Raw genomic sequence first — 12,533 nt, 5'->3', positions numbered from 1 at the left:
CATTAAGTCCTGGGCGTATTAATAATTGTACTCCATCTAGCTTCAGGTGGAAGATTGTATGTACCGTCTGTAAATGTCGCATCATCAAAAAAGGCTAAAATAATATTCTCATCATCAGGATCTAAGCCATCTGCTATCAACTGGGCACGAAGATGAACTACTCCATCTTCATATTTTTCTCCGATAAAACGAAGAAAAACCAAAGTAAGCATCATATCTCGCTTCTCAAAGAAAGAGCCTGAATTTTTTGCCTGTCTTAATATATCGCGACACTTGAATAGAATTGCATCCAAGTTGATAACTTCTTCTTTTTTACTATTAGTTTTCTTTGCCATAATTATTTTTTTAATGATTCTACAAAGGCTTTACCTTTTTCTGTCAAGACATAACCGCCTGTCTTACGAGAGCCTTGATATTCTATCAAATTAAGATCTTCCGAAATAAGCTGCTTAAGGATTCTATCAATGGTTGGCATTGATATTTTTATAGCCTCATGCAAGTCTTTTCTTTTAGCGATTCCAAATTCGGAAATCTTCAACAGGACACTTTTTATCTTATCATTTATCTTATCATTTATCTTATCATCATCTGCGGATATAAAATCATTCCCAATCAAAACCTTATCCCCAAAACCTTCTCTACAAGGAATTTCAATCAAAAAATAGCTTCTTTCTTCATTAGTCTCAATTACAGCAGGACCAGAACCATTTCTTCTTAATTCGTCTTGTATGGTAGAAATATCGGTCCTCTACCTTCTTCATCAGGAAGGCTATATAACAAAAATTGTATTTCATTGCTCATGACCATTCATATTTTTAAAACAAAGCATCCAATCTATACAAAGGTAGCAATTAAATTTCACTTTTCATTTAATCTTTAAAGAATTAAGTGATTCCGTAAACTACCCTAAAACTCCAGCAGAACTAATAGTGTATACATCCTAAAGCAAAACCTGCTCATTTCGCTTGTTGCAGAGCGAAATGAGCAGGTCCTCCTGACCACCTCAAAAAATCATCCTGATGTTTTTATTCTTTCATTTCGACCGTTTCAGCATTTGATCAGGATGAATTTTTCGGTAGGGTTTTATCCTCTGTTTTCCGGTTTACAGGCGGGTCAGCGTAAAGTCGGCTGCCGACAGCCAGGTGCCGCGCCACGGCTTACCGGTAAAGGCCGGCACGTTGGAAACACCATAACGCAACTCGCCGGGCTTGGTGACGACAATGCTGTCCACAACCACTCGACTCCAACCGTGTCCCTTACCGTCATGGCGCGCGCAGATTTCATGATAACGGATGCTGTCCGACACGGAAAGTCCTCCGGCAGCAATGCGTTTCTGGGCATCCAGCCAGATGCTTCCCTGCTCTTCTCCGCAAACCGGAATCTCCTGCTTGTAGACCGAAGTTCCCTGCTGGGCGTAAATATAAACTCCCGCACCGTCAGTACGGCCCACGGCTTCCAGACGATACAGCCCCGGAGTCACCTTTTCTTTCCGCTCCAACTGGTATTCCATCTGTCCGTCCACATTACGGCCATGCAAATAGCGCTGCCCGTCTTTGCTGTAATAATGTCCCCAGCCAATATAATCGTCCGAACAGTTTTTATGCACCAACACATTCCAGTCATTCTGTTTCAAGTAGTTGTATTCCCATTCGGGCACATAGAAACCGTTAATGGAATAGAGCTTTCTCTGATTCTCCTGATAGCTGCGGGCTACGGTAATAGAAGTGGTCGTCGTAAAAATACCAAACAACACCAATGCTGCCAGCCAGGAAACGATCAGCGTGGTACGTGCCTTCGGGGCAATCCCACCTCCACGGCCCCAGAAACGGCCCAGCCAATGCACGAAAACATAAACCGGAATGGCCAGCAATACCAGCAGACTAAGTGCTGATACCCAGAAACCCAGATTGGCCGTCAGAGGCAACTGTTCCAAAGTTTGCAGCAGCACGGCATCGGTATTGTGGAAGAACAGCGAACCGAATCCGGCTATCGAAGCATACAGGGCCATGCCGATGCAGCAGATCACCAGGAGCAGACCGAACACAAACAGCACGGCCAGACCGCCCAAGAACACAAACAGGAGCAGTTTGAAAAGACCGGCAAACAGATCCACCACCGTGGACAGGCAGCCGCGTGCCTTGCTCTCGGTCTGCGGTGAACGCACAAAATCCTCTACCTTGCCGGCCCCGTTCAGAATCTCTTCGCGCAGGCTCTCCATATTGACCGGTTCACCGCGCATGCGCAACTTGTCTTCGGGAGTCTTGGCCTCGGGGATAATCAGCCAACAGATCAGATACACCAGCAAACCGACTCCCTTGGTAACGAATATCAGCACCAGGGCAATGAGGCGCAAGGCCATCGGGTCTACCCCGAAATAGGCGGCCATACCGGACAGCACACCGGCCAGTTTCCGGTCGTCGGGATTGCGGAACAGTTTTTTGCGGGGTTTCTCCATCCGCGGCTGGGCATCATCTTCCTCCGCGTCACCGTCCAGCTGCTCGGGACTTCCGATGCGGCGGATAATGGCCTCGATATGCTCTATCGTGATGGCCTCCACACCCGAAGCTTTCAGCTCCGCCATGAGTTCCGCCACACGGTGCTCGATGTCGTCGGCAATCTCTTCGCCGCCTTCGCGTCCGGCAAAATAACGCTTCATGTCCTCCTGATAACGGAAGAGCAAGTCATAGGCATCTTCATCAATGTTATACAATGCCCCAAACAGATTTATGGTAATGTTTTTCTTCATTGCGGTTCAGTTTTATGGGTTTCCTGATTGTTTTTCAGATGCGTCACCGTGTGCACCAGTTCGCTCCAGGCCGCATCCAGACCGCTGAGGAAGATTCTGCCCTCGTCGGTCAGTTCATAATACTTTCGGGGTGGTCCCTGTGTGGACTCCTTCCATTCATACGTAAGCAGTCCGTCCTTCTTGAGACGGGTCAGCAAGGGATAGAGCGTGCCTTCCACCACGATCAGTTCCGCCTCTTTCAGGCGGCTGATGATGTCCGAGGCATAGAACGCTTTCTCACGGAGCAGGAGCAGCACACAGTACTCCAGCATGCCCTTGCGCATCTGCGATTTAGCATTTTCTATATTCATAGGCTTTTCATTTTAGGGAGCATTGTTTTGGCCAAACATTTTCCTTCATGCCGCAAATATAGGCAATACTTTAGTACTATGCAATACATAGTAGTATATTTTTCGCCATTTTCCATAAAAAAACGGCACACAGAGCCGGTTTTCCTGAAGCACCGGATCCATGTGCCGACAAAGCAGCGAAAATGATTTTTATTTCTTTTTCCAGAATGGAGTCACGGAGAAACCGAACTCAGTCTTCCAGAAAGCATCTGTAATATCGGAGTTGGCACCCGACTGTCTGGTGGCAACTACGGGAGCACCTTGCGCCGTTCCATGCAGCAGAGCTTGTCCTACGTGCGAAGTATTGTCCTCGCGATACCAGAAAGCCGGCTCATTTTGATATTCATGCAGACGGCCGATCACCGTATTGCTCAGAATCAGAGAGTTCAATTCCCGGTTTTCCTCTTCACCATTGAGGTATCGGGCCGTAACCCAGGAAGAATCCGCCTGAATGCTCAGCGCATCCATCCGGCAGTCGTACAATCTGAAGGAAGTACCCTCCAAAGCCAAAGAATCCGTTTTCCAACCGGACAATTCCACCACGGTGTGCATGCGGTTCTGCACAGAAAGCAGCGTACCGGTACAAATCTGAATACTGTTTGTGTAGAGGCGCATCGCCTTCAGATATTCCTTTCCTTTGTGACGCATCTTCTCACGCGCCGGATAATCAAAGAACAAGTGCAGCGTGTCGTGACGCAATTCTGTTTTCAGATAGGGATATAACTCCGGAGTGATCAGGATACCCTGCTTCTTTCCATCCATAGACGAATCTCCGGACACAGGGCAAACCGACAGATTCAGATCCAGTCGTACTCCGCTAAGTGACTGCCGATGTATTCTTCCTGTGCCGGTAGAATCCTTGGAATTCACTTCCGAAACCCACTCGGCGCAATATACCTCCAGACTGTCCTCCAGAACGAGATGTTTGAAATCCGGCAAAGGATACCATACTTCATCCTGAACATAGCATGGCTCTGCATCGGGAACGCGGTTATTTTTCTGCAAGAAGAACACACAGAGGATACTTGAAAGCCAGACTACGGCCACCAAACCGATGACTACCTTGGTACTGCAACGCACCCGGGCATACGCCAGCTGCACATTCCGAAAGCGCCAATAGGCCAATGCGGTACACACAATCCAAACCAACAAAGGCATTCCCCAATTCAACAGATTCCGTATCCATAACGGATAAAGAACTTCTGTTTCGGGATTCTCATACTGACTGATCAGCGCAAGGGCAACGGCAACCCATAGGATGGCATAGGCAATAAGGCACGCCGCAGTCTTGACAAATCCGTTCTTCTTCCAGAACGTGCTGCCCAGAATAAACAAGGACTGACCGGCCAGCGACAGTACCAACAAGTCCCCGTCCAACGCTTCTCCAGTCAAAAGATGGAAAATCTTAAGATCGGGAAAAACCGCAGAACAAACCAAAAGCCGGACCAGATCGGCCGCAAGGAAAGCCATATAAAACAGCAGATATGTGAACGGCACAATAAAGAACCAGCGCACCAGAAACTTTTCTCCGGTAGAAGCCGGAAGCGACAGATCAGCCTGTAATCCCTGCCGGTCTGTAGCGCCGAACATAAAGTCCGAACCGCGGCTGGACACGGCCAGTAACAGAAGCATTATATAAAAAGGATAGATAAAAGACGAGCCACTCCAGAACTCGTCCTGAGTAGAACTCACCGCATAATATCCGTCGCTTATCTCATCCTGCACATACATCAGCGAGCACCAGGTAAAGATTACGGCCATCACACCAAAATATACCAACCAGACCAGCAAATAATGCTTTTTCTGTTCGTCCCATACCTTTGCCATGAGGGACTTTATACGAAATAGATTCAAATTCATAATTCCATGTTTTTTCTTATAATACAATCAAAAAGACAAGACCGCTTAAAAAGACATTCCGTTTTCTTCAAAAAACTTTTTGGTAGCCTCCACGGTCTGCACATAATCCTTATATAAAGAGGTGATTTCCTCTATCGGGATGCCCAGTGTATAGATTTCATGGAAAAAGCCATTCAGCTCTTCGCCGATAAAAGCATTTTTCCGATACTCCAGCACCAGTTCCCGGGCACCGGACGAAACAAAATATCCGATACCGCGCTTCATATAAATAATGTTCCGGCCTTGCAGGAACTCATACGCGCGCATCGTGGTGTTGGCATTCACTTCCATCTGGGCAGCAAACTCCCGCACAGAGGGGATGCGCTCTTCTTCCTGATACTTTCCACTCAGGATATCGTCTCCAATCCGATCGGCAATCTGCCAGTAAATCGGTTTTCCTTCTTTAAATATCATACAGCTTACGTTTTTATCTTGCAACATGATCCTTCTTCAGACCGGCAAAAAGTGCGGTCACCTCTTCCCGCTTTTCCATCAGGGCATTGAACAGCAGCTCCAAATCGAGATTGCTCTCCACCCCATCCTCATTGGGCAGCAACACCGATGCCCCCTGAAGAGACGGCAACTGATAAATGGCCCGGCGCAGCAGATTCGGATCGGACGTCTGCGTAAAGCGGAGGGTTTCACACACCTCGGCCACCGTCTTCTGCAACAACGCCTGTCCCTGATCCACAATGAGCAGACGGTCCAGCAGATGCTCCACATCCTGCACCTGATGGGTGGAAATAACCACTCCCCGCTCCTCGTCCATCTCCTGCACCAGAATCTTGCGGAACTGGCGCTTGCCCGGAATGTCCAGCCCGTTGGTCGGCTCGTCCAGCAAAAGCCACTCGGTATTGGCTGCCAGCGCAAAGCTGACAAACACCTTTTTGCGCTGCCCCATAGACAAGCGGTCCAGATGCAAATCGCCCGACAGTTCGAAACAATCCAGCGCACGCTTCAGAATCTCGGCACTGAAACGCGGATAAAAAGGTGCCATATAGCGCACATAGCGGTCCAAAGACACGGCGGGCAAGGAAAACTCCTCGGGCACCAGGAACAGACTCTGCAACGAAGTGACCGAGCGCTTGCTCATCTCCTCTCCATGAAGCAGCACCTTACCTTCTGAAGGAGCCACCAGACCGGCCATCAGATGCAGCAAAGTGGATTTACCGGCACCGTTCTTTCCCAACAAACCGTAGATGCCTCCCAGTTCCAACTCGGCATTGAAATGCCGGAATACCTGCTTCCGCCCCTTGCGGTAAGCAAATGAAATATCCTCTATACGAATCATATTATTTATAGATTTATTGATTATTGCTAGTGTATTAGTTTACTAGTACACCGCAAAAGTAGGTTATTCTTTTTAACCGGCAAAGTTTTGAAAAGAATATTTTTCAGAAAACACATTATTTAACATTGAAAGAGTTTCCAGCCTCAACTCCTTTTGAGAAAGATTTCCCCTTTCAAAAACTCGGTCTGCCGTAAAATCCCTTTATGACCCGCATCAAAGCAACAGTCAACCGTAAATCAGGAAATACAGAAGTCCTGACAAACAACAATTCTAAGTACCCGAAAGAAAAAAGTTGGTATTTTTATTAGGTCATATACCGAAAAATAGTTATTTTTGCATCAATAAAAACGAGATACAATAAAACGATCTCAATTAGATTACCTATAATAAATTAATGTAATTATGGTTTATTCACACGAAGTAGAAAACATGTGTTGTGTTGCCAAAGGTCCTAACCACGGACCAGCCCCAATTCCAGAAGAAGGAAAGTGGGTAAAGGCAAAAGAGATTAAAGACATCTCAGGTTTGACTCACGGTATCGGTTGGTGTGCTCCTCAGCAGGGTGCATGTAAGCTGACTCTGAACGTTAAGGAAGGTGTTATCCAGGAGTGCTTGGTTGAGACTATCGGTTGCTCTGGTATGACTCACTCAGCTGCTATGGCCTCAGAGATCCTGCCGGGAAAGACTATCCTGGAGGCTTTGAACACTGACTTGGTTTGTGACGCCATCAACACTGCTATGCGTGAATTGTTCCTTCAGATCGTTTACGGTCGTACTCAGTCTGCTTTCTCTGAGGGCGGTTTGATGATCGGTGCTGGTCTGGAAGACCTGGGTAAGGGTCTGCGTTCACAGGTAGGTACTTTGTATGGAACTTTGGCTAAGGGTCCTCGTTACCTGGAAATGGCTGAGGGTTACATCAAGACTATCGCATTGGACAAAGACAACCAGATCATCGGTTACGAGTTCGTACACATGGGTAAGTTCATGGACGAAATCAAGAAGGGAACTGATGCAAACGAGGCTTTGAAGAAGGTAACCGGTACTTACGGTCGCTTCACAGCTGAGCAGGGAGCTGTTAAACATATTGATCCACGTCACGAATAATATAAGGAGGAAGTAAATTATGATTAGAGAAGTAAAGTTTGAAAGCCAGGACCGTCGTATCAAGCAGATTCTTGCTGCATTGAACGAGTACGGTATTTCTTCTATCGAAGAGGCTAACGAGATTTGTGAATCATACGGACTTGATCCTTATAAGACTTGCGAGGAAACTCAGCCAATCTGCTTCGAGAACGCTAAGTGGGCTTACGTAGTAGGTACTGCTATCGCATTGAAGAAGGGTTGCAAGACTGCTGCTGAAGCTGCTGAGGCTATCGGTATCGGTTTGCAGGCATTCTGTATCCCTGGATCAGTAGCTGACGACCGTAAGGTAGGTATCGGTCACGGTAACTTGGCAGCTATGTTGCTGCGCGAGGAGACTAAGTGCTTCGCTTTCTTGGCTGGTCACGAGTCATTCGCTGCTGCTGAGGGTGCTATCAAGATCGCTGCTAAGGCTGACAAGGTACGTAAAGAGCCTCTGCGTTGTATCCTGAACGGTTTGGGTAAGGATGCTGCTCAGATCATCTCTCGTATCAACGGTTTCACTTACGTTCAGACTCAGTTCGACTACTACACTGGCGAATTGAAGGTCGTTCAGGAAATCGCTTACTCTGACGGTCCTCGTGCAAAGGTTAAGTGCTACGGTGCTGACGATGTTCGCGAAGGTGTTGCTATCATGTGGAAGGAAGGCGTAGATGTATCAATCACTGGTAACTCTACTAACCCAACCCGTTTCCAGCACCCAGTAGCTGGTACTTACAAGAAGGAGCGTGTATTGGCTGGTAAGCCATACTTCTCAGTAGCTTCAGGTGGTGGTACAGGTCGTACTCTGCACCCAGATAACATGGCTGCTGGTCCTGCTTCTTATGGTATGACCGATACTATGGGTCGTATGCACTCAGACGCTCAGTTCGCTGGTTCTTCTTCAGTTCCTGCTCACGTTGAGATGATGGGATTCCTGGGAATCGGTAACAACCCAATGGTAGGTTGTACTGTAGCTTGCGCCGTTGACGCTGCTACTGCTCTGAATAAGTAATCAAAATACTGAATCAGAATATAACTCCCTGTAACTCGTAGAGTTGCGGGGAGTTTTTTTGTTTGTATGTATCACGCTGAAGCATTGAATACTGCCCTACTCCGATTAAAAACGAGAGGAAAAGATGACACAGATAATAACATATTGTCTTACAAGTTCAATGAGCTGTAAACCACATTGATCATTGACCTGCTACTCTAGACAACACTGAAACTTGATCTTAACGACTATGGAATATGGAGATAATGAATTCCTGAATAAAACTTTCTTCAACATATTCCGTCTATGAAACCTTTTAATTCTTACCTTTGAAAGAAATAATACTCCTAAAAAGAGCATAATATTGAAAAAAAACATATTTTTGCAATATTCGATACCCACAAACCATCTAAGAACCATATACATGACCATGGAAAAGAATTCAGTTTTCACGAAGATTTTTTTAATCACCTATAAAAACAAAACCTATGCTACATTTAAAATCCTTTAGTATCTTTATTGCAGCATTTCTCTGCATGTCGACTTTGGCGTTTTCACAAAGTTTCACTGATAAAGACCTGAAAATGTTTGACGAGGGCTATGTAATGACGGAAAAAGATATTCGTCCTGCTCATTTGGCCTACGAGAGAGGCACAGACACAAAGCCACGCCTATATTCCATTGAGAGCGATAAGGATGAGACAAAAGTCACATTCCTGCAACCCATTTATTTTGACAGTCAGTGGTTGCATTATGGAAAAGGGTTTAAACTCGTGGATGTGAAGACGGGAGACCAGTATTTGAGTAGAGGTTATGATGGCGGATTGCCCAATGACCGCCTGTTGATTGTAAAAGGTCATCGGGGAGAATACATTTTTATCACGCTCCGTTTTCCGAAACTGAAAAGAAGAGTGGAGGTAATCAATATCATCGAACAACCCATGTCTACTGACCTGATTCCCTCCAATGACGACGGAATACTCAAATCGTATTATGGGATTCATGTGAAATCTTATAAAGTGAAGACCCGGAAGATGCCTAAGATTTATAAATAATGTTTTGTTTCTCAGAGCACTATAAAATATTTTGTGTAAATGGAAATACGGAATCTAAATGACATGCACCCCGAAAGTTTTTTGTCTAACTTTCGGGGTGCATGTCATTTAGATTCTCGTATTTTTTATTTCTGCAGATTTGCAAAATGAAGAAAATTACGAAAGAAAGAATCAAGTAGTGCACAATGAGGTATTCTCGTTCAAGTCTAAAATATAATTACAAATTCTCTATGTGCAACAAGAGCGAAGACAATAGCAGGAATAAAAGCTCCTCCCTCCGAAATACTACATTTGCCACATGACCCTTTGGTTTTATCCGGAAAGATTCTTACCTTTACCGGACTAGAAAAACAAAAACAACAAATCTAATACAAATATTAAAAACAGGACTGCTTTTGTGCAGCAGTTTAGAAAGTATAACCCACTACACTACTGATTATGATGAAAAAAGCACTAAAATTAATCTTGTTGCTGCCTTTCATCTATTCCTGTAAATCACAGGTCACGAACCATACGTTTGTGAGAAATGAACAAGGCAACCCGATTTCACTCGATGAAGACTGGAGGTTTATCCGTTATGGTTATCAACCCGACGGTACTTACAGACCTGAACCCGACAGTCTGTATCAGTTGACCGTTGATGACACTCAATGGGAAGAGCTGGACGTTCCACACGATTTCGGCATCACGGGCCCCTTCCGAATGGACCTGGCAGGCAACACCGGCAGACTGCCCTATCAGGGTATAGGCTGGTACCGAAAGGACTTTTATGTCAATCCATCCGATGCCGACCAAAGTTTCTACATAGATTTCGACGGAGTAATGGCCTACGCCAAAATATGGCTGAATGGAAAATATGTCGGCACCTGGCCCTACGGATACAACTCTTTCCGTCTGGATCTGACTCCTTATATTAATTTTAACGGTAAAAATACGATTGCTGTGCGGACAGATACCGAGAAATGGGATTCCCGCTGGTATCCCGGAGCCGGCATTTACCGAAATGTATGGTTAATAAAGACCGGAAAGGTCCACGTAAAGCATTGGGGAAGCAAAATAGGAACTTCCAACTTTAAAGAAAAGTCTGTAGACCTGGATATATCCTTGGAGATAGAAAACAAATTACCGGACAGCAAACAGGCCATCGTCAAGACCCAAATCTATGAACTGGACCACAATGACCGTATCGGGAAAAAAGTATTGTCTTTTGACCAGCATCAGATACAGATCGAACCCAGAGGTATTCAAAAGATCAAACTGAAGAAAAACTTCCCCAACTTCAAATATTGGGATATCTCATCACCCAACAGATATGTAGCCTGCACCCGAATAATCGTTGACGGCAAGGTTACCGACCGGCACTACTCCTCTTTTGGCATACGCGACATCAAGGTTTCCCGCAACGGTTTCTTCTTGAACGGAAGAAGAGTAGAAATCAAAGGAGTGTGCAATCACCACGATTTAGGTGCCTTGGGCGCTGCGGTCAACACCAGTGCTCTGGAAAGACAACTGGACATCCTGCTAGAAATGGGATGCAACTCCATACGTACCTCCCACAACCCTCCTACACCGGAATTACTGTATCTGGCTGACAAAAAAGGCATTCTGATCATGGATGAAGCTTTTGACGCATGGGAAAGAGGAAAGCGGGAATGGGACTATAACAAGCTCTATCCCGAATGGCATCAGAAAGATCTGGAGGCGATGGTGCGCCGCGACTGGAATCACCCTTCGGTGATATTCTGGTCTATCGGCAATGAGGTAATGGAACAGCAGAATGTCGCGATGACCCAACATCTGGTGGACATCGTGAAACAGCTCGACAGTACGCGTCCGGTAACCAACGGCTATAATGATCCCAACGGCGGACGTGCTTCCGGCGCCTGTCAGGCACTGGACATCATGGGAGTGAATTACTTCTTTGGCGAACAGGCCAAATGGGACAAGGACGAGCGTTATAAGGACAAACCTACCATCGGAACGGAAACCTCATCCTGCATCAGTTCACGAGGTGTCTACTTTGGAGGAGACACGCTGCGCAAGGATTTTCAGATAACCTCTTACGACCTGGACTCACCGCCTTGGGGATGCAAGCCCGATGTTCAGTTTGCCACCAACCACCAGTATCCGCATCTGTTGGGCGAATACGTGTGGACCGGTTTTGACTATCTGGGAGAGCCCACTCCCTTCAATTCGGACAAGACCAATCTGCTGAACTTCAGAACAGACCCGGGCAAGAAAAAAGAATTAATGGAACAACTCAAGAAACTGGAAGAAAGTCAGCCCCCTTCCCGAAGCAGTTATTTTGGAATTGTCGATATGGCCGGATTCCCGAAAGACAGATATTATCTGTATCAGTCTGTCTGGCGACCGGACTACCCGATGACGCATATCCTGCCGCACTGGAACTGGCCGGACAGAATCGGGAAAAAGATTCCGGTGCATGTTTATACCTCGGGAACAGAGGCTGAATTGTTCGTAAACGGGAAGAGCTACGGAAAAAAGACCAAAACTCCCGGTAAGGACTACCGGCTGGTATGGGACGATGTTGTCTATACTCCGGGCGTTGTAAAAGTGATAGCATACAAGAACGGCAAAAAGTGGGCCGAAGACGAAATCAAAACTACAGGCAAAGCCCAGAAGATAGTTCTTTCTTCGGACAAAACGAATATTCATGCCGCAAAGAAAGAGTTGGCTTTCATCAAAATATCCCTTACGGACGAATCGGGCTATGTAGTGCCCACCGCCTGCATCCCGTTAAAGATTGAGGTAAGCGGAAACGGCCGACTGGTTGCCACGGATAATGGCGACCCGACCTCTTTTACTCCTTTCCAGAGCAATTGCAGGGAAAGCTTTAACGGACTGGCACTGGCCATCGTTCAGGCAGACTCAAAGAAAAAAGGAAATATCCATATCAAGGTTACAGGCGAAGGATTAAAGGATGGTGAGATGGATATTGCCGTGAAATAGTTCTGAAAACCAACAACCTGAAATAAAAAAGTAAGGAAATAAACACAAGCATTTTTGATAAAACATCAAA

The 12,533-nt window shown here is 46.0% G+C and carries 11 protein-coding genes; 4 read left to right on the top strand and 7 right to left on the bottom strand.

Annotated elements, in window-relative coordinates; genetic code table 11:
- Nucleotides 1-2: 2 nt before the first annotated feature.
- The 7 genes from DXA74_RS16585 to DXA74_RS09370 form a co-directional block, all read right to left on the bottom strand.
- Nucleotides 3-335, bottom strand: coding sequence for a type I restriction-modification system subunit M N-terminal domain-containing protein (locus DXA74_RS16585; RefSeq protein ID WP_233550502.1), 333 nt, complete (start codon nucleotides 333-335; stop codon nucleotides 3-5).
- 2 nt (nucleotides 336-337) lie between these two features.
- The gene (locus DXA74_RS09395) at nucleotides 338-658 is read right to left on the bottom strand and encodes a hypothetical protein (protein ID WP_233550501.1); all 321 of its coding nucleotides are present in this window, start codon (nucleotides 656-658) and stop codon (nucleotides 338-340) included.
- Nucleotides 659-1,102: 444 nt separating this feature from the next.
- Nucleotides 1,103-2,746, bottom strand: a complete 1,644-nt coding sequence (locus DXA74_RS09390; protein ID WP_118526960.1) for a PspC domain-containing protein — start codon at nucleotides 2,744-2,746, stop codon at nucleotides 1,103-1,105.
- On the bottom strand, nucleotides 2,743-3,096 hold the full coding sequence (locus DXA74_RS09385; RefSeq protein ID WP_118526958.1) for a PadR family transcriptional regulator: 354 nt from the start codon (nucleotides 3,094-3,096) through the stop codon (nucleotides 2,743-2,745). The genes DXA74_RS09390 and DXA74_RS09385 overlap by 4 nt, the downstream gene beginning before the upstream one ends.
- 189 nt (nucleotides 3,097-3,285) lie before the next feature.
- Nucleotides 3,286-4,962 carry a hypothetical protein gene (locus DXA74_RS09380; RefSeq protein WP_147401069.1) on the bottom strand — a complete coding sequence of 559 codons (1,677 nt, stop codon included), beginning with the start codon at nucleotides 4,960-4,962 and terminating at the stop codon, nucleotides 3,286-3,288.
- A gap of 78 nt (nucleotides 4,963-5,040) precedes the next feature.
- The gene (locus DXA74_RS09375) at nucleotides 5,041-5,448 is read right to left on the bottom strand and encodes a GntR family transcriptional regulator (protein WP_118527014.1); all 408 of its coding nucleotides are present in this window, start codon (nucleotides 5,446-5,448) and stop codon (nucleotides 5,041-5,043) included.
- 13 nt (nucleotides 5,449-5,461) lie between these two features.
- The gene (locus DXA74_RS09370) at nucleotides 5,462-6,325 is read right to left on the bottom strand and encodes an ATP-binding cassette domain-containing protein (protein WP_118526954.1); all 864 of its coding nucleotides are present in this window, start codon (nucleotides 6,323-6,325) and stop codon (nucleotides 5,462-5,464) included.
- A 402-nt stretch (nucleotides 6,326-6,727) separates the two neighbouring features.
- Here DXA74_RS09370 and DXA74_RS09365 point away from each other — a divergent pair, with 402 nt between their 5' ends.
- The 4 genes from DXA74_RS09365 (at nucleotide 6,728) to galB (ending at nucleotide 12,463) form a co-directional block, all read left to right on the top strand.
- Nucleotides 6,728-7,429, top strand: coding sequence for an iron-sulfur cluster assembly scaffold protein (locus DXA74_RS09365; protein WP_118526952.1), 702 nt, complete (start codon nucleotides 6,728-6,730; stop codon nucleotides 7,427-7,429).
- A gap of 19 nt (nucleotides 7,430-7,448) precedes the next feature.
- Nucleotides 7,449-8,459, top strand: coding sequence for a GGGtGRT protein (locus tag DXA74_RS09360; RefSeq protein ID WP_118526950.1), 1,011 nt, complete (start codon nucleotides 7,449-7,451; stop codon nucleotides 8,457-8,459).
- A gap of 467 nt (nucleotides 8,460-8,926) precedes the next feature.
- The gene (locus DXA74_RS09350; protein ID WP_118526946.1) at nucleotides 8,927-9,493 is read left to right on the top strand and encodes a hypothetical protein; all 567 of its coding nucleotides are present in this window, start codon (nucleotides 8,927-8,929) and stop codon (nucleotides 9,491-9,493) included.
- A 519-nt stretch (nucleotides 9,494-10,012) separates the two neighbouring features.
- The gene (galB, locus tag DXA74_RS09345; RefSeq protein WP_233550500.1) at nucleotides 10,013-12,463 is read left to right on the top strand and encodes a beta-galactosidase GalB; all 2,451 of its coding nucleotides are present in this window, start codon (nucleotides 10,013-10,015) and stop codon (nucleotides 12,461-12,463) included.
- The last annotated feature ends 70 nt before the right edge of the window (nucleotides 12,464-12,533 follow it).

It is taken from the genome of Bacteroides sp. OF04-15BH (assembly GCF_003477995.1).
GTDB lineage: Bacteria > Bacteroidota > Bacteroidia > Bacteroidales > Bacteroidaceae > Paraprevotella.
This window is presented reverse-complemented; position numbering and strand designations above follow the sequence as displayed.

Excerpts from the sequence above, each read along its gene's own strand:
- DXA74_RS09370 (WP_118526954.1), bottom strand. The coding sequence starts at position 6,325 with ATGATTCGTATAGAGGATATTTCATTTGCTTACCGCAAGGGGCGGAAG.
- DXA74_RS09365 (WP_118526952.1), top strand. The coding sequence starts at position 6,728 with ATGGTTTATTCACACGAAGTAGAAAACATGTGTTGTGTTGCCAAAGGT.
- DXA74_RS16585 (WP_233550502.1), bottom strand. The coding sequence starts at position 335 with ATGGCAAAGAAAACTAATAGTAAAAAAGAAGAAGTTATCAACTTGGAT.
- DXA74_RS09380 (WP_147401069.1), bottom strand. The coding sequence starts at position 4,962 with ATGGCAAAGGTATGGGACGAACAGAAAAAGCATTATTTGCTGGTCTGG.
- DXA74_RS09375 (WP_118527014.1), bottom strand. The coding sequence starts at position 5,448 with ATGATATTTAAAGAAGGAAAACCGATTTACTGGCAGATTGCCGATCGG.
- DXA74_RS09350 (WP_118526946.1), top strand. The coding sequence starts at position 8,927 with ATGCTACATTTAAAATCCTTTAGTATCTTTATTGCAGCATTTCTCTGC.
- DXA74_RS09390 (WP_118526960.1), bottom strand. The coding sequence starts at position 2,746 with ATGAAGAAAAACATTACCATAAATCTGTTTGGGGCATTGTATAACATT.
- DXA74_RS09385 (WP_118526958.1), bottom strand. The coding sequence starts at position 3,096 with ATGAATATAGAAAATGCTAAATCGCAGATGCGCAAGGGCATGCTGGAG.
- DXA74_RS09360 (WP_118526950.1), top strand. The coding sequence starts at position 7,449 with ATGATTAGAGAAGTAAAGTTTGAAAGCCAGGACCGTCGTATCAAGCAG.